At 41.6% G+C, this 18,269-nt stretch carries 15 protein-coding genes; 5 read left to right on the forward strand and 10 right to left on the reverse strand.

Annotation, left to right across the window (positions count from 1 at the left end):
- Nucleotides 1-11 precede the first annotated feature (11 nt).
- The 3 genes from M1F14_RS06565 to tet(59) form a co-directional block, all read right to left on the reverse strand.
- The gene (locus M1F14_RS06565) at nucleotides 12-2,159 is read right to left on the reverse strand and encodes a TonB-dependent siderophore receptor (protein WP_181468772.1); all 2,148 of its coding nucleotides are present in this window, start codon (nucleotides 2,157-2,159) and stop codon (nucleotides 12-14) included.
- A gap of 227 nt (nucleotides 2,160-2,386) precedes the next feature.
- Complete coding sequence (locus M1F14_RS06570) at nucleotides 2,387-2,968, reverse strand: TetR/AcrR family transcriptional regulator (protein ID WP_048606093.1); 582 nt, start codon at nucleotides 2,966-2,968, stop codon at nucleotides 2,387-2,389.
- 79 nt (nucleotides 2,969-3,047) lie between these two features.
- Nucleotides 3,048-4,250: a tetracycline efflux MFS transporter Tet(59) gene (tet(59), locus tag M1F14_RS06575; protein ID WP_048606094.1), complete on the reverse strand. Its 1,203-nt coding sequence runs from the start codon at nucleotides 4,248-4,250 to the stop codon at nucleotides 3,048-3,050.
- Between the two features lie 80 nt (nucleotides 4,251-4,330).
- Between tet(59) and tetR the strand changes: the two genes are divergently transcribed.
- Nucleotides 4,331-4,933: a tetracycline resistance transcriptional repressor TetR gene (gene tetR / locus M1F14_RS06580; RefSeq protein WP_000113092.1), complete on the forward strand. Its 603-nt coding sequence runs from the start codon at nucleotides 4,331-4,333 to the stop codon at nucleotides 4,931-4,933.
- Between the two features lie 57 nt (nucleotides 4,934-4,990).
- Here tetR and M1F14_RS06585 read toward each other — a convergent pair whose 3' ends face one another.
- The 5 genes from M1F14_RS06585 to frdA form a co-directional block, all read right to left on the reverse strand.
- Complete coding sequence (locus M1F14_RS06585) at nucleotides 4,991-5,389, reverse strand: hypothetical protein (RefSeq protein WP_042846363.1); 399 nt, start codon at nucleotides 5,387-5,389, stop codon at nucleotides 4,991-4,993.
- 364 nt (nucleotides 5,390-5,753) lie between these two features.
- Complete coding sequence (gene frdD, locus M1F14_RS06590; protein WP_042846361.1) at nucleotides 5,754-6,107, reverse strand: fumarate reductase subunit FrdD; 354 nt, start codon at nucleotides 6,105-6,107, stop codon at nucleotides 5,754-5,756.
- Between the two features lie 15 nt (nucleotides 6,108-6,122).
- Entirely contained in the window at nucleotides 6,123-6,518 is a 396-nt protein-coding gene (gene frdC, locus M1F14_RS06595) for a fumarate reductase subunit FrdC (protein ID WP_042846360.1), read from the reverse strand.
- A 14-nt stretch (nucleotides 6,519-6,532) separates the two neighbouring features.
- A complete protein-coding gene (locus tag M1F14_RS06600) occupies nucleotides 6,533-7,267 on the reverse strand; it encodes a succinate dehydrogenase/fumarate reductase iron-sulfur subunit (protein WP_004258616.1) in 735 nt (244 codons plus the stop codon).
- Nucleotides 7,260-9,056, reverse strand: a complete 1,797-nt coding sequence (gene frdA / locus M1F14_RS06605) for a fumarate reductase (quinol) flavoprotein subunit (protein WP_042846359.1) — start codon at nucleotides 9,054-9,056, stop codon at nucleotides 7,260-7,262. The genes M1F14_RS06600 and frdA overlap by 8 nt, the downstream gene beginning before the upstream one ends.
- A gap of 821 nt (nucleotides 9,057-9,877) precedes the next feature.
- Between frdA and epmA the strand changes: the two genes are divergently transcribed.
- Nucleotides 9,878-10,855, forward strand: coding sequence for an elongation factor P--(R)-beta-lysine ligase (epmA, locus tag M1F14_RS06610; protein ID WP_042846358.1), 978 nt, complete (start codon nucleotides 9,878-9,880; stop codon nucleotides 10,853-10,855).
- Between the two features lie 67 nt (nucleotides 10,856-10,922).
- On the opposite strand, the gene glpQ is transcribed toward epmA, so the two are convergent.
- The gene (gene glpQ / locus M1F14_RS06615) at nucleotides 10,923-11,990 is read right to left on the reverse strand and encodes a glycerophosphodiester phosphodiesterase (RefSeq protein WP_042846355.1); all 1,068 of its coding nucleotides are present in this window, start codon (nucleotides 11,988-11,990) and stop codon (nucleotides 10,923-10,925) included.
- A 104-nt stretch (nucleotides 11,991-12,094) separates the two neighbouring features.
- On the reverse strand, nucleotides 12,095-13,444 hold the full coding sequence (glpT, locus tag M1F14_RS06620; protein ID WP_042846353.1) for a glycerol-3-phosphate transporter: 1,350 nt from the start codon (nucleotides 13,442-13,444) through the stop codon (nucleotides 12,095-12,097).
- 439 nt (nucleotides 13,445-13,883) lie between these two features.
- Between glpT and glpA the strand changes: the two genes are divergently transcribed.
- Genes glpA through glpC form a run of 3 tightly spaced genes read left to right on the forward strand, consistent with a single transcriptional unit; the run spans nucleotide 13,884 to nucleotide 18,017 of the window.
- On the forward strand, nucleotides 13,884-15,542 hold the full coding sequence (gene glpA, locus M1F14_RS06625) for an anaerobic glycerol-3-phosphate dehydrogenase subunit A (RefSeq protein ID WP_042846352.1): 1,659 nt from the start codon (nucleotides 13,884-13,886) through the stop codon (nucleotides 15,540-15,542).
- Nucleotides 15,532-16,827 (forward strand): glycerol-3-phosphate dehydrogenase subunit GlpB, encoded by a 1,296-nt coding sequence (glpB, locus tag M1F14_RS06630; protein ID WP_181468771.1) that lies wholly within the window; start codon nucleotides 15,532-15,534, stop codon nucleotides 16,825-16,827. Before glpA ends, glpB begins: the two co-directional genes overlap by 11 nt.
- Nucleotides 16,824-18,017, forward strand: a complete 1,194-nt coding sequence (gene glpC / locus M1F14_RS06635) for an anaerobic glycerol-3-phosphate dehydrogenase subunit GlpC (RefSeq protein WP_048606099.1) — start codon at nucleotides 16,824-16,826, stop codon at nucleotides 18,015-18,017. Before glpB ends, glpC begins: the two co-directional genes overlap by 4 nt.
- Nucleotides 18,018-18,269 lie beyond the last annotated feature (252 nt).

An 18,269-nucleotide genomic window follows, 5' to 3' on the forward strand; every position in this document is an offset into this window, starting at 1 on the left:
TAACTAACCTATTAAAAATAGTAATTGAGCGTGGCAAATAACGTTCTATTGGTACCTATGCTGCAATAGGTAGAACTGGTGCAGCTAGCAACATAGGGGTTATTGGTAATGTTACTTACGGTGACCCCGAGTTCCATTCCTGTTAATTCAGGGATAAGCGCATCCATTTGGTACCTAGCGCTAACATCTCCTAGCCAGACTGCAGGGACTTTAAAGGTGTTGGTATTGTCACCCCATGTTGCACCTAAATAACGTACTCCTACTCCGACTAACGCACCTTCTAAATAAGGGGAATGAAAGCGGTAATCTACCCATGCAGAACCGCTGTGTTTAGGAACTTGAACAGGGTGCTTATTTAGCACCGAAAGGTCTTGGCTTTGTGTAATTTTGTTATCCGTATAGGCATAATTGAGCATCATATTTAGCGAAGTAGTAATAGCAAACCGGCTTTCAAAATCGATGCCTCGAGAACGAATTTTACCCGTTTGATTATAGTAATCAGGGTTTAGTGGGTTATGAGTGGTGACATTTTTTTGCTCAAGCTCATAGGCGGCAAGGCTTACCATCAAATCACCAGATTGGTTTTGGTATTTTATCCCTAATTCTGTTTGTTTTGATTCAGTTGGAATAAAGGGTTTCCCCTCTGCGTCGGTACCTAAAACAGGGTCAAAGCTGTCAGATACACTAACCCACGGTGAAAACCCACTTTCAAAGGAATATGTTAGCCCAACGCGTTGGCTCCATGCGGAGGTATCATTTTTTTGCGTGGTGTTTGTCAGGTTATTATCGGTATTGAGATACGACCAATCATAGCGACCGTTAAGTAGCAGATCCCATTGTTGCCAACTGAGTTGATCTTGTAGATAAACACCATAGCGATCAAAGCGTTGAGTTGTTGATGTGCGAGATACCGGATAAGGCCTAAACTCAGGGTGATGAGGTTTTACCCATGGGTCAAAGCTCACAGTTTGTGATCCCCACCAGTCTTTATCGAGCTTTCCAGTTTGGTAATCAAAACCAAAGAGCAGTTGATGACGAATAGGGCCAGTATCAAGTTGATAAATGAGTTGGTTATCAGCAACCCAAGTTTTTGAATGGCTTGGCGAGTCTTGATAAACCGCTGTGAGTCGCTGATCGCCGGCTAAAAAACCACGAGTGAAGTCACGTTTAATATGCGTATCAACATCGGAATAGCGTATATTTTGTTTAAAAGTAATAAATGGCGTGATTTGATAGTCGATCAAAGAAGTGATAGACCATTGAGTTCGCTCAGATTGCTCATGTCTAGGGTCGCTGTAGTTTTGTGTAAAATCCAGTTTTCCGTTTCGATTCGGTAATAAACCAATCGCTTGAGCGGGTAGTGTATTATAGTGGCCAATATGGGGGTCGCGTTGGTATTGGCTTAAGACAGTCAAACTGAGTTTTTCATTGGGTTGCCACGTGAGGGATGGCGCGAGCAAATAGCGAGATTGCTTGGAAGAATTGATTTGCGAATCAGTGGATAGCGCTAACCCATCCATTCTATAAAGCAAAGTTTCGCTATCATTTAATGCGCCTGTTGTATCAAATTTTATTGAATCGTTATCAAAATTACCTTTTTGGAACTGAATTTGATGTGATTCGTTGGCACTTGGTCGGCGAGATTGCATATTGATGACTCCACCTGCTCCCCCTTGACCATACAGTGCAGATGAAGGCCCATGAACGGCTTCAATACTATTTAAGGTCCATGAATCGATTTGTGGCCCCCAAATTCCGCTGTTACCTATGACACGTAGCCCATCTAAATAATAGTCAGCATCGAACCCTCGAATTTTTGAAAAATCGATACCGTTACCAAACGCACCAAACTTCTCACTAGTCACTCCGGCGCTATAGCGTAGGGCTTGGCTGATTGATTCTGAAGGTAATGTATCCATTTGTTCACGTTTGATAACTGAAACAAATTGTGGAGTTTCCAATAAGGATGCAGAACCTTTAGTTGCCGTGAATTGTGTTTTGTTGGCATATCCTCTGGGAGAATCATTATTATTTTCACTGGAAGTGACGACCAATACATCGGTTTTAGCGGCCATACACGCAGTGTTTGAGTAAAGTAGCGTACAAACGAGCATGCTAACCGTTGATAGGGTACTGTTTTTGGAGACAAAGTTGTTCATACAATCCAAGCCAATGGGTTAATGTGAAATTTTAATTTCGTTAGCATAGATCGTAAACCGACCGTCGGTCAATATAATTAATAATCATTTGCATTTAAATGATGAGGTGTAATGAGCCTATAAAAAAGGGAGTTAAGTAATAGTTTGATATCTAAATAAAAATAGATAATGTAAGAGAAGGAAAAATATGAGAAATGCAGCGAGGTATCACTGCATGGATGGCTAAATTATTTTAGAAGTTGGCTAAAGCGCTGGTAGAGGATTTGGCCTAAATTATGTTGATTGTATTCGGTGCTAGTCGATAAATTATCAACCGCAGCATGCATCGAATGGTAAATCATTGTCGACATCAATTCATTAGGCAACTCTGGCCACGCTTTGTTTTGTTCACCGAAAGCTAAAATAGTTTTAATCTGCTCAACGGCACGGGTTTCATGATCATTGCTGCGGCCGTGGTATTCGTCATGAAATAACATGTCGTGAATATTTTGTTTTTCGACATAGTATTTGACGCTATTTTCGCACCATGCTTTTAATTTTTCACAGGCGCTTGTTTGGCTATCTAAAGCCGTTTGAATATGGCCTAAATACCAGTCCATATAGCGTGTGCGCAGGGCTTCCATGATATCATTTTTAGATTGAAAATAATGATAAAAGGTCCCTTTTGCTACATCAGCTGATAAAACAATTTCGCTGACGGTGGTACTCACAAACCCTTTAGAAAGAAACAGTTTTTCCGCTGCATTCATTAGGTCATCTAGCCTTTCTTCCGCAGGTTTTGTTCTTGGTTTTTTAGGGGGTAATGTCATAGGGTTTGTCTCTTAATATCTTGTGCTAAAAGCAAATCTGATAGGGGTATCATAGCACTTAATATTGATATGCTAAAACTTAGCTCGCTGGTAGCTTCGCTATTTTAACTATCTTTTTGGTGCTTCTATAAAAAGATAAAATAAATACAATCAATAAAACATACATTATCGCACCAATCATCCATATCCAGCCATCCCAACTTGCCAGTGTTTGACCAAAAATAAAGCTAAATAATAATGGGCCGATCACCCCCGTCGTATTGGTTAAGCTGACTAGAATGCCTTGTAGCTTACCTTGGTTAGTTTGATTGACTTGAGCTGACATTAACCCCTGTAAGGCTGGTAGCGCAATACTGCCGCCGGCGAGTAAGATTAATGTAGGGTAAATCATCCAACCCTTTGTCAATAATGACAAAATAATGAATGCTGCTCCATCAACAACAAAGCCCACAATAATCGTCACTTTTTCATTGAATTTCTTGGCGATTGCGCCCGCTACAAATGCTTGGAACAAGGCATGCATGATGCCTAACCCCGCTAAAGATAGGCCGACCTCCATACTGCCCCATTGAAAACGATGTTCCGTAAATAACACCCATGTCGTTGCTGGAATTTGCCCTATCATTTGAGTCATAAAAAAGATAAATAACAATAGTATGACTGGCTTGATCACTTGCAGGAAAGGTCGCGAATTTTCTGCTGTTTCTGTGGTGTTTTTTTCAGTATTTTTGATTTTATTATCTTTAAATATCAACATAATAACTAAAAAAGAGAGCGCATTTAAAATGGCAGCAATAATAAAAGGAAGGTGAGCTGAGAATTGCCCTGTAAAGCCGCCAATTGCAGGGCCAGCGATTAACCCGATACCAAAAGCCGCCCCTAAGCGTCCAAACCACTTAGTACGCTCTTGTGAAGCAGTATTGTCAGCAATAACAGAAGCGGCGACCGCACCTGTTGCGCCAGTAACTCCAGAAATTAATCGCCCAACGTATAGCATCCAAAGTGAGCTAGATAATGCAAGCAAAGTGTAATCCACAGCAGCGCCTGCAAGAGATAGTAGTAATATTGGTCGGCGCCCGAATTTATCAGACCATTTGCCAAGTAGAGGAGCAAAAAAAACCTGCATGATGGCATACAGTGCCAGCAGGATACCGTAATGATTTGCTAAATTTTCAGCCGACACGTATTCACGTAACAATGTAGGCAATACAGGCATGATCAAGCCGATCCCCATAGCATCTAGGGCGGTGATCGTTAAAGCGGTGATCGCAAATTTATTCATCGTTTTTTCTCTATCATTGATAGAGTTGGAATATATCCCTATCAGTGATAGAGTGTCAATAGAAAAAAAGAGAGGGCAGTATGGCGCGATTAGATAAAGAAACCATCATCACAGTGGCATTAGAGTTGCTAAATGAAGTGGGAATGGAAGGGCTGACAACGCGAAAACTAGCTCAAAAACTGGGCGTAGAGCAGCCTACACTATATTGGCATGTGAAGAACAAGCGCACATTGTTGGATGCATTATCTGTTGAAATGCTAAAGCGTAATCATCGTCATTCATTACCCGCAGTTGGGGAAACGTGGCAACAATTTTTACGTAATAATGCATTGAGCTTTCGTGATGCATTATTAAGTTACCGTGATGGCGCAAAAGTGCATTTAGGGACTCGCCCGAGTTCAGACCAATATGACACCGTAGAAATGCAGTTGCAGTTTATGGTGGACAATGGTTTTTCATTAAAATGTGGGTTATATGCCATAAGCGCGGTTGGTCATTTTACGTTAGGTTCTGTGTTAGAGCAGCAAGAACATATCGCAGCACTTAATGATAGGCAACAAATAGCAGATGATACGATGCCTCGACTATTAAAAGATGCTTTGCAAATTATGGATCAAGATGATGGCACAGAGGCTTTTTTATTTGGTTTAGAAGCATTGATTAATGGTTTCGAAAAGCAGTGATAAGGTGTCTGTGTTTTTAGGCTCGCACAATAGGGGGGATTTGTGCGAGTGGTGGATTTATTTAGAACATTGTTTTTCAATTTGGCGTTTTTGTTCTACCAATTTTTTAGCTGTTGCCATCGCGAGTTGTTCATCGGCTTGCATTTTTGCCGTAAAAGAATTGAGGTCATTTCCTACTATATCTTTTAACAGCTTATATTCGCGTGGAGCCACACATTTACATTTTTTCTCTACGGCTGCTTTTCTTTTTGCACGTTTTTTATTTACGGAAGACTGGGGTTCACCAGGCGTTGGTAAGTAACTGTAAGTATTAGACTTTATGCAATCATTATACAACTCTGTTTCGGTTGGCATTTGGTTGGAAGATTCTTTTTTAACAGAAAAGGAATCAGCCTGTGCGGGTAATACGAATGCACTCGAAATTAATAGTGCAACAAATAGAGTTTTAAATTCCATTTAAATTTCTCCTAACATAAGAATATTGATAAAAATAAAGAATGTGTGAATGCTACCCTTTATTCTTAGAGGGGTATGATTAATACATTGATATTTGATAATTAATGACTTTTCTAAAAGGCATTATTGATCATAGCAAGTAAGGTTTTGATTTAACTTCAGGTTATTCTGAATGTTTTTTAGCTTGGGAATTATGCAGTTTAGGGTGGCTAAAAGGGTGTATTGGCGTAAAAATAGAAGGTTTTCTTGTTTATAAGCGATGGATAAATATATTCATCTATTATTTAAAAATGCCACTATTTAAATAAAAAATACCCCATTACTCAATAGCTAATGGGGTATGTATATTTTGTTAGGTTCGCAATTACAGAGTGAAAACACCGATAACTGCGATCACACTAATGATCGCTGAGCCGCCATAGAAAACCCATTTAGTTGCAGGGACATGGATTTTAAAATCGTGCAGTGTATGGTGAATACGGTGCATACCACACCATACTGGCAGAATAATCATCAGTAATAAGAAAACGCGGCCGATAAAGCTTTGGCAAAATGCCATAATGCGTTCATAGCTAAGCATTTCTGGTGCGACACCCAGTGGAATTAAAATCCCTAACAGGATGATAATTGCGGGGCCAATTACAGCACTCCACATACCACCAGCACCAAATAACCCCCAGAAAATCGGCTCATCGGAACGTTTAGGCGTTAGATTCATCAGATTCTCCTTCGATTAAAATAACAATGCGATAGCTAAAATTGCCGCAGTGACGACAATCGTGACAGCCCAAAAGCCTTTAACGATAGGCTCATCAGACATTTTCTTATCTTTAACAATAATACTGACAGCTTTAGGTGCAAGGTTGAACCACGTTGTGGTATGTAGCAGCGTTGCAGCTAACGTAATGATGTTAATAATAAGAATAATTGGGTTACTTAAAAAACCAACAAAGCCAGCCCAAGACTCAGGACCGCTTTTAAGCGCAAACACCCCATACAGGACTAAAATACTGAACCAGACCTGAAGAACGGAGGTGCTTTCACGCATGATGTAAAAGCGGTAAAAACCGAGCTTTTGCCACCAGTCGCCCTTCATTTCTCTGACATAGGGTTTACGTTTCGTAGTCATGACTTCAATTCTCCTTATCGTGGCTTCAGCATGGCGATAACAAAGTCTTGCGCACTGGCAACTTTACCTTGCTGGATAGCGCCTGCAGGGTCGACATGCTTAGGACAGACTTCAGAGCAGTAGCCTACAAACGTACAGCTCCAGACACCGTTGTCACCATTTAACAAGGTCATGCGCTCTTTCGCACCATGGTCTCGGTTATCTAAATTGTAGCGCTCTGCCAATGTGATCGCGGCTGGTCCGATGAACTCTGGGTTCAGTCCAAATTGTGGGCAAGCTGCATAGCACAGACCACAGTTGATACAACCTGAGAACTGATGGTATTTAGCCATCTGTGCAGGCGTTTGTTTATTTGGGCCTTCAGATGGTTTGCGATCATTCCCAATAATATAGGGTTTGATTGCTTCTAAACGCTCAATAAAGTGAGTCATATCAACAACAAGGTCACGCTCGATTGGGAAGTTACCTAACGGCTCAACTTTCATACCTTGTGGGTATTCACGCAGGAAGGTTTTACAAGCCAGTTTAGGGACTTTATCTACCATCATGCCACAAGAACCACAGATAGCCATACGACAAGACCAACGATAAGACAGGTCTGGAGCAAGGTTATCTTTGATATAGCCTAACGCATCTAACAAAGAAGTTTGCTCATCGTAAGGGACATCATACGTCACCAAATGGGGTTCACTATCCGTTTCCGGATTGTAACGCATGATCTCCATTTTTAGGTGTTTCATATCATCCATTAGCTTGCTCCTTCTTCGCCTTATCTTGAGCTTCAGCTTCGGCACCGTAAACACGTTTAGCTGGCTGAGATTTCGTGATTTTCACATCACTGTATTCTAAACGAGGGGAGCCCTCAGGGTTATAGAATGCCAAAGTATGTTTAAGGAAATTCACATCATCACGCTCAGTACAGCCTTCATCTAAACGTTGGTGTGCACCACGTGATTCTTTACGGTTGATTGCAGAGTGAGCCATACATTCCGCCACATCAAGGCCAAAGCCTAATTCAATGGTGTACAGTAGGTCAGTATTAAAGACGCTGCTATGGTCGGTAATTTCGACATTTTTGAAGCGTTCTTTCAGTTCAGCAATCTTATCAACCGTTTTTTGCATTAATTCAGGAGTACGGTAGATACCGCAGCCTTCTTCCATCGAAATTCCCATTTCATCACGGATTTTCGACCAGCTCTCTTTCCCTTTTTGGTTCATGAGCTTGCTGAGGTCAGCTTCGATATCACGAGTACGGGCTTCGATAGCATTTGCATTGGCTGGCGTTGCCTCAGCAGCATGGCGGGCAGCTTGTTCACCGGCTAAGCGACCAAATACTACTAGCTCAGCGAGTGAGTTAGAGCCTAAACGGTTTGCGCCGTGTAAGCCGACAGACGAACATTCACCCACTGCAAACAGGCCTTTAATACGGGTTTCAGTATTGTGATCTGTTTCGATACCACCCATGGTGTAGTGAGCCGTTGGGCGAACAGGAATAGGGTCTGTGACTGGGTCAACACCCACGTAGGCTTTCGCCAATTCACAAATAAATGGTAAACGCTCATGCAGTTTTTCTGCACCAAGGTGGCGAAGATCCAGATACACAACATCACCACGGTGTGTGCTAATGGTGCGACCTGCACGCCATTCGTGCCAGAAGGCTTGAGAAACTTTGTCACGAGGGCCCAGTTCCATATATTTATTTTCAGGCTTGCCGAGCGGTGTTTCTGGCCCCATTCCATAATCTTGCAAGTAACGGTAGCCATCTTTATTAACAAGGATACCACCTTCACCACGGCAACCTTCGGTCATTAAGATACCTGAACCTGGCAGACCCGTTGGGTGATATTGCACGAATTCCATGTCTCGTAGTGGAACCCCATGGCGAAATGCCATCCCCATACCATCGCCTGTTACGATACCACCGTTGGTATTGTAACGATAAACACGACCAGCCCCACCTGTTGCCATAACGATAGAGTTCGCACGGATTTGAACTTTGGTGCCTTCCATCATGTTAAGTGCAACAAGGCCACGAGCTTGACCTTCATCGACAATGATATCTAGAACAAAATGCTCGTCAAAACGTTGAATTTGCGGATATTTTAATGATGTCTGGAATAACGTATGGAGCATGTGGAAGCCGGTTTTATCGGCAGCAAACCATGTACGTTCAATTTTCATCCCACCAAAGCGGCGGACGTTAACTGAACCATCTGGTTTACGGCTCCACGGGCAACCCCATAGTTCTAGTTGGGTCATTTCTGTAGGGCAATGTTCGACGAAATAATCGACGACATCTTGCTCACACAGCCAGTCCCCACCAGCAACAGTATCATTAAAATGATAGTCATAGGAGTCATGAGCCTGAGTAACTGCAGCTGATCCCCCCTCTGCGGCCACTGTGTGGCTACGCATTGGGTATACTTTTGAGACCAGAGCAATCTTGATATTGGGATTTGCTTCAGCGGCAGCAATTGCTGCACGTAAGCCTGCGCCCCCGGCCCCGATAATCGCTAAATCGGCATTGAAGGTTTGCACTGCGCTTCTCCATTGTTCAAGTGTAAATTGATAAATTCTTTTAAATACTTTTGATAATTAGCTATGTCATTTGTCATTTAACTTTGGGCTAAACGACAAAATATCTGTTTTTTAATAGTAAATAATATAATAGCTAATAATGACTTATCATGCTGTGAATTATAACGAATAGTCCCCAAGATAAATTTGATATAGAGGGGGGTTTTAGCCAAAATTAGCAATAAAGTGTGATATTGATCTTCTTTTTATAAATTGTTTTTACATTTTATGTTTTTTTAGTTTGTTAACAGTGAATAAAAAGGAATTTCAAATAATTATCATTAAATTTACATACTATTATAGTATATAAAACCAAGTAGAATACTCGGGTTTTATCAACTTTAAGTGAATAATATTGTTATTATCGCTGAATATTTTAATTCATATTGAATATTTATTTGCGAGCGGCTTCACTATTTATTTTGCAGATAAATTTTATTTTATTGTTTAATTTCTAAAATAAGTTGAGAAAGCGAATCGTTTCGTTTTTTTATTAACAGTTGTGTCACATAACATAAGAAATAATCATGTTTTGTGTTCTTTTTATTCTTTTGTTCATTCTAGTACAAGCGGTACCATTTCTACTAAAAAGTAAAGACTTTGCCTAATCGTGTAAAGCAGGTGATAATCAGCATCTCTTTACTCACCTTTAGTGTCTAACACGGCCCGTAAGCAATCATGTTTTTTTACCCAGATAATTATGCTTTATCAGTGTAAATTCATTGTGTGTTGCAGGTGAGGTGGGTACACTGCACGACTAAGTTTATTTTGGAGTCATCTTCATGAGTGATATAGCGAACTGGCAGCCAACCGCCCCCATCGCTAACCTGCTACAGCGCGCAAAAATTATTGCGGAAATCAGGCGTTTTTTTACTGATCGCTGTGTACTTGAGGTCGAAACACCAGCAATGAGTCAGGCAACTGTAACTGACATTCATCTTGTTCCATTTGAAACGCGTTTTGTTGGCCCTGGAGCCGCACAGGGGCTGAATTTATATTTGATGACAAGCCCTGAATATCATATGAAACGCTTACTCGCTGCGGGTAGTGGGCCTATCTACCAATTAGGTCGAAGCTTTAGAAATGAAGAGGCGGGGAGGCACCATAACCCTGAATTTACCATGCTTGAATGGTATCGCCCACATTTCGATATGTACCGTTTAATCAATGAAGTTGATGACTTATTACAACAGGTTTTAGAATGCGAAAGTGCCGAGCTGCTTTCTTATCAGCAAGCATTTTTACGTTATCTGGATATTGACCCACTTTCAGCAGAGAAAAGTGAGTTACGAGAAGTCGCTGCACGCTTAGATTTAAGCAATATCGCTGATAACGAAGAAGATAAAGATACCTTATTGCAGTTGTTATTTACTATGGGGGTTGAACCTCATATTGGTAAAGAAAGGCCGGCAGTGGTTTATCATTTTCCGGCGACTCAAGCTTCGTTAGCTGTGATTAGCACAGAAGATCACCGGGTAGCAGAGCGTTTTGAGGTGTATTACAAAGGGATGGAATTAGCGAATGGCTTCCATGAATTAACCGATGCCAGTGAACAGCGCCAACGCTTTGAGCAAGATAACCGTAAGCGTGCGGCAATGGGGTTAGCTATTCAGCCTATTGATGAGCATTTATTGTCAGCGCTTGAGCACGGCTTACCTGATTGCTCAGGCGTTGCTGTTGGGGTTGATAGGTTAATCATGATGGCATTAAATGCAGAAAAGATTAGCGATGTCATCGCGTTTCCCGTTACTATTGCGTAACAGCGAAATAAACCGTTTCTAATAATGCAGCCAGATGGCTGCATTATTGTTTTACAACCAATAAAAGCTATTTTTGTTGTTCTAGAAATTTAACGCCTAAATCAGGGAAGTCGGTAAAGGCACCATCAACATTTGCTTGGTTATAGATGATGTCATAAAGCTGCTGCCCATCTTTTGCATATTTAGGTAGCTTGTCGACACGAATGGTGAATGGGTGAACTGCCATTTTGTTTTCATGGGCTTCTTTTACCATATCATTCACTTTGATATTAGTTGGGGTAGACTCTTCATCGATTAGCATATGGTAATCAGGGCCAATACCATCAGCGTATGTGGCAATTTCTTTCATTGCACCAGGTTTCATCATCCAGTCGTAATTATAGTTAACCCAAGTACCATCTGGTTTTTGTTCTTGAGTTTCATTCCAGTCCGTGTAAGCGATCAACTGAATTAACTTAAGATCCATCCCCATTTCAGGCATCAATGTGTTTTTAATCCGTTTTAGATCATTTGGGTCAAACGATTGTAGGTAAACATTAGAGTCTTTGTTGGTATAGCCATATGCTTTTAGCACCTCTAGTGTTTTTTTAGTGATATCTTTCCCTTCTTGTTGATGGAACCAAGGTGCTTTAATTTCTGGGTAAATACCAATATTTTTACCTGTGGATTTGTTTAAGCCCTGAACAAACTCAATTTCTTCTTGAAATGTATGAACACGAAAGTCTGATTTACCCATTGGGAAACGATTCGGGTAACTCTGGACTTTCTTGCCATCAACAATATCAAATCCTTCAGTGAATTTAAGAGATTTAATTTCATCCAGCGTAAAGTCTATCGCATAGTAACGGCCATCTTTGCGAGCACGATCTGGAAAACGTTCGGCAACATCTGTAACCCGATCAAGATAGTGGTCGTGTAACACCACAAGCTCGTTATCCTTTGTCATGACTAAATCTTGTTCAAGAAAGTCTGCACCTTGTGCGTAAGCCATTGCTTTAGCGGGTAGAGTATGTTCGGGTAAATAACCACTTGCACCACGATGTGCAATGACGACTTTACCTGAAGCTTGAGCTACGGCAGACACTGACATCACTAAAACCATACTTGCCACCAATGTTTTTAATGGAAAGTTCATGATTATATCTCCTTGGCACTTTAATTGGATAAAAAAAATGGGCTACATCATTTTTTGATATAGCCCACGAGTCTAGCGATTAACAATGAACATTTGATGAATGCTTATTGTGAGTTTGCTAATTCACGTTTATGTTTGCTTTCGCTTAACATCACGATAAACAGTAGAACAACCGCTAATGCTGAACCACCAATCATGACAGCGAAGCCACCGTCCCAACCGAAGAAGTCAACGGTATAACCGACGATAGCACTTGCCGCAACTGAACCCCCGAGGTAACCGAACAAGCCAGTAAAGCCTGCTGCTGTACCTGCCGCTTTTTTCGGAGCCAGTTCAAGTGCGTGTAAACCAATTAACATCACCGGGCCATAAATTAAGAAACCGATGACCAACATACAGGCCATATCAATATTTGGGTTACCCGCTGGGTTCATCCAGAATACGATAGTTGCGATGGTTACTAAGGTCATAAAGAACACACCTGTTGCACCACGGTTACCGCGGAAAACTTTATCCGACATCCAACCACACAGAAGTGTTCCTGGGATACCTGCGTATTCATATAAGAAGTAGGCCCATGAAGATTTATCCATAGCGAAGTGTTTTACTTCACGCAGATAAGTCGGAGACCAGTCCAAAACACCGTAACGTAATAAGTAAACAAATACGTTGGCAATCGCAATCATCCATAACAGTTTGTTAGGGAAGACATACTTCATGAAGATTTCTTTTGCGGTTAGCTCTTGTTCATCAGACTCTTTATAGTCTGTTGGATAGTCGTTTTTGTATTCTTCGATAGGTGGAAGACCACAAGATTGTGGTGTATCGCGCATTAATGCAAATGCGATAATCGCAACAAGGATAGCAGCCAATGCAGGCATATACAGAGCAGCTTTCCAGTCGTTAAACCATGCCATACCTAACATGAATAGCAATGGCGGGATACCACCACCAACGTTGTGGGCACAGTTCCAAACAGAAACGATACCACCGCGTTCTTTTTGTGACCACCAGTGAACCATTGTACGCCCACATGGAGGCCAACCCATACCTTGGAACCAACCACAAAGGAACAATAGAACGAACATGACCATGATGCTAGAAGTCGCCCATGGTACAAAGCCCATAACTAACATGACTAAAGAGGCTAGGATCAGACCTGCGGGTAAGAAGTAGCGCGGGTTCGCACGGTCAGAGAATGACCCCATGATAAATTTAGAAAAGCCGTAGGCAATTGAAATACCGGATAATGCGAAACCAAGGTCACCTTTTGAAAACCCCTGTTCAACAAGATATGGCATCGCTAACGCAAAGTTCTTTCGGACTAGATAATACGCTGCGTAACCAAAGAAAATACCCATGAAGATCTGCCAGCGAAGCTTACGATAGACAGGGTCTATCTTGTCAGCTGGCAGCCTCTGTATGTGAGGTGCTGGTTTAAAAATGCTTAACATATACGCCTCCGATGGCATGCTAAATTATTTATTCACTCATTCCTTCTCTTTTTAAGAAAATCATTGAGTGTTTATTATTGGTGAAGTAACAAAAACGAAAATAATCGAGTAATTTAAGAGTTTTTATTTTCTTAATTGCTCTAAATTGTAGTCGTTAGAAAACAATTTATCTGTAATCCAACGCACAATTATTGATTTTGTTTATGAAGTTGCATAGTAAATGACATTTGTGAATAGAATGGAACCATAATTGTTAATTATTTTGTGATTTACATCACGTATTTGTTGTTTTCAACGCTAAAAATGTACCAATCACTTTCGTTTTTGTTCCTTATCAAACATTGGTCGCATTTCTGGTCTATATTTAGTAATAGATTATAAAAATAGAATCTATACTTGTACTGATTATAGAAATGTTTATTAATGTGAGGAATGCGACATGAATGGCTCATCTGTGACTGAAACGGATGTCATCATAATTGGTGGTGGCGCAACAGGTGCAGGAGTCGCTCGTGACTGCGCTCGCCGAGGTCTAAGAACGGTTTTACTTGAGCGGCATGATATTGCAACGGGGGCGACAGGACGTAACCACGGTTTACTACATAGCGGTGCACGTTATGCAGTAACGGACAGTGAATCAGCTAAAGAATGTATTGAAGAAAACAAAATATTGAAACGCATTGCGCATCATTGTATTGAGCGCACAGATGGTTTGTTCATTACGTTACCTGAGGATAGTTTAGACTATCAGCAAAAGTTTATTACAGCCTGCCAAGCAGCCGGAATCGATGCAACAGCAATTGACCCTGCTCAAGCCATCCGTCTTGAACCTTCAGTTAACCCTCAGCTTATTGGGGCAGTTCGTGTACCAGATGGAACTGTTGACCCATTTCGTTTAACCGCAGCGAATATGCTTGATGCTAGAGAGCATGGCGCTAAGGTATTAACTTATCATGAGGTTATTGGCCTCATTCGTAACGGGGATACTGTGCGCGGTGTTACCGTTTATGACCATCAAGCAAAAAAACAATACGATATTTATGCGGAAATTGTTGTTAATGCGGGGGGAATTTGGGGGCAAAAAATTGCAGAATATGGCGATCTAAAAATTAAAATGTTCCCCGCAAAAGGGGCTTTATTGATTTTAGGTCATCGATTAAACAATATGGTAATAAACCGTTGCCGCAAGCCTGCGGACGCCGATATTCTTGTGCCTGGTGATACTATTTCCTTGATCGGCACCACCTCAACTCATATTGAATATGACCAAATTGATAACATGTATGTCACGCCTGAAGAAGTGGATATTTTGATCCGCGAAGGCTCTATGTTATCCCCCGCACTGGCGAAAACGCGCATTTTGCGTGCTTATGCAGGCGTTCGCCCATTAGTTGCTAGTGATGATGACCCTTCAGGGCGTAATGTAAGCCGAGGGATCGTATTGTTAGACCATGCAAAACGTGATGGCTTGGAAGGGTTTATCACTATTACTGGCGGTAAATTAATGACTTATCGGTTGATGGCTGAATGGGCTACCGATAAGGTTTGTGAAAAGTTAGGTCATAATGAGAAGTGTACGACTGCTGAAGCGGCGCTTCCAGGCTCACAACATAGCGCGGAAGAAGCATTACGCAATGTTGTTTCAATTCCAGCTCCTATTCGCGGCTCTGCAGTTTATCGTCATGGAGATCGTGCTTCTGCGATTTTAAGCACTGATAGGTTAGATAAAAGTTTAGTTTGTGAATGTGAGGCGGTGACTGCTGGCGAAGTTCGTTATGCTGTTAATTCACTAACAGTAAATAATCTACTTGATTTACGACGCCGTACTCGTGTGGGAATGGGAACTTGCCAAGGAGAATTATGCGCCTGTCGTGCCGCAGGGCTGTTAAATCGCTTTAATGTCACAACGCCCCATGAAACTGAGCAACAGTTAGGTCATTTCTTAAATGAACGTTGGAAAGGCATTCGTCCAATTGCGTGGGGTGATGCATTACGTGAAAGCGAGTTTACCAGTTGGGTTTATCACGGTTTGTGCGGTATGAATGAGGCAACGCTGGCTAAAGCACCTCAGAAGGAGGAGGCGGATAATGAAATATGATGCTGTTGTTATGGGGGGAGGCCTTGCTGGGTTACTTTGTGGTATTCGCCTCACTCAATCAGGTTTGTCATGCGCCATTGTGAGCGCAGGGCAAAATGCCTTACATTTTTCCTCCGGTTCACTCGATTTATTAACCCATTTACCTGATGGACAAGTCGCTGAAAAACCCTTATCGATGTTAAGCGCACTGAAAGCACAAGCGCCAACACACCCTTATAGTCTGATAGGGGAGGCGCAAGTTGCTGTATTAGCGCAAATGGCAGAGTCTATCCTGCAACAAACTGGTATTCGTTTAAAAGGCTCTTGTGAAGAAAATCATTATCGCATCACACCATTGGGTCATAAACGTATGACGTGGTTAAGCCCTGAGGTTGTTCCTACAGCTTCTTTACATCAAAAAATGGATATAGGCAAAATTGCGGTTGTGGGGATTGAAGGTTTTTTGGATTTTCAACCACAGATGGTGGCTGATGAATTGCAGCGTGAAGGGCTATCAGCAAGCGCTCATTATGTGCACTTGCCACTATTGGATCGTTTAAGAGAAAACCCAAGCGAATTTCGAGCCGTCAATGTTGCTCGTTGGTTAGATAGAACCGAAAATATGACGCAAATTATTGAGGAGATTTCGCCTTTAGTTGTTGATGCGGAAGCCGTATTTTTGCCCGCTTGCATAGGTCTTGATAGTGAGGAACCAGTATTAGAGCTACAAAGAAGGTTAGGTAAGCCCCTGTATTTATTGCCAACATTGCCACCATCCTTGTTGGGGATTCGCTTGCATGAATGCTTATTACGTCAATTTCGTCGTCAAGGCGGTATCGTTATGCCTGGGGACAAGGTAACGTCAGTGAATTGTATTAATGGAAGAGTTGAATCTATTCAAACACGCAATCACGGCGATATATCTTTAAAGGCAAAACACTTTGTTTTAGCCACCGGCAGCTTTTTTAATAATGGCTTGGTAGCTGAGTTTGACCGCGTTTATGAGCCACTTATGGAATTAGATTTGTGTGATATTTCTGAACGTGCCAAATGGACAAATAAACAGTTTTTTGCCTCTCAGCCATATATGGCCTTTGGTGTAAAAACAGATGGTAAATTGCGCGCTCAAAAAGGGGGCGTAACCATTAACAACCTTTATGTTGCTGGTGCTGTATTAGGTGTTTTTGATCCACTAACCCAAGGATGTGGCGCTGGGGTTTCAATGATTAGCGCATTATTTGCTGCAAATGAAATTATTGGAGAAATAAGTAAAAATGAAGCCATGCAGGCGGAGGTGGCACAATGAGTATTCTCGATACGAGCTTTGAAAGCTGTATTAAATGCACGGTGTGTACTACTTATTGCCCTGTTGCAAAAGTTAATCCATTGTACCCAGGGCCAAAACAAGCAGGTCCAGATGGCGAGCGTTTACGCTTAAAAGACCCAATGCTTTATGATGAAGCGCTGAAATATTGTACTAACTGTAAGCGTTGTGAGGTTGCTTGCCCTTCAGATGTTAAAATTGGTGACATTATTGCACGTGCGCGCAACACTTATAGCCAGCAAAAACCGAAAATCCGGGATGCTATCCTCAGCCATACTGATTTAATGGGGTCGTTATCAACGCCATTTGCACCTGTTGTGAATACGATCACTGGCCTGAAACCTGTACGCCAAATATTAGATAAGGCATTGAAAATCGACCATCGTCGCGAGTTACCAAAATACTCTTTTGGGACTTTCCGTCGTTGGTATTCCAAACAGGCTGCGGAGCAAGCAAAATTTGAAGAACAGGTGGCATTTTTTCATGGTTGCTATGTAAATTACAACCATCCTCAATTAGGTAAAGACCTGATTAAAGTGTTTAATGGTATGAACATTGGGGTACAGCTTCTTAAACGTGAAAAATGCTGCGGTGTCGCATTGATTGCTAATGGCTTTATGAAACAAGCGAAACGCCAAGCTAATGTGAATTTGGAATCATTGCAAGAAACTATCCTTGAAAAGCATATTCCAGTCGTTGCAACATCCTCCACCTGTACGTTTACTATTCGCGATGAATATACCCATGTTCTTGATGTTGATACTTCTAAGATGCGTGACAATATTGAGCTGGCAACACGCTATATTTATCGCCTACTGGAAGAGGGGCGTGAACTTAAGTTGAAACATACCCCATTAAAAGTAGCCTATCATACACCTTGTCATATGGAAAAAATGGGCTGGACTTCCTACACATTAGAGCTGATTAAACGAGTACCCGGTGTTGAGTTGATTGTACTGGATTCACAGTGTTGCGGTATTGCTGGGACTTATGGTTTTAAAAAAGAAAACTATGAAGTTTCTCAAGGTATTGGGGCAGGCCTGTTCCGCCAAATTGAAGACAGTGGTGTCGATATGGTGATCACTGACTGTGAAACATGTAAATGGCAGATTGAAATGTCGACAAGCAAAAAGTGTGAGCATCCTATTTCGCTCTTAGCACGCGCATTATAAAATTCTCGTCATACTTCGCGCTGTGGCGTTGTTAGCTTCATTCGCGACCCCTAGTCATATACTTGTGTATGCCCCTAGGGTTTCGCTCATTTGCCGCCTAGCCACAACACGAATTATTTAGAGAATTAAGAGGAATGAGGCTTGTGTGGTGTTGGCTTCGTTGGTGATTTAACTGTGAATTGAAATATTGAGAATATTCAATAATTAAAAATTATACGGAATATTCACGGAATTTATTGAATTGTAGGGGTG

Origin of the sequence: Providencia sp. PROV003 (genome assembly GCF_045040775.1) — a bacterium.
GTDB lineage: Bacteria > Pseudomonadota > Gammaproteobacteria > Enterobacterales > Enterobacteriaceae > Providencia > Providencia huashanensis.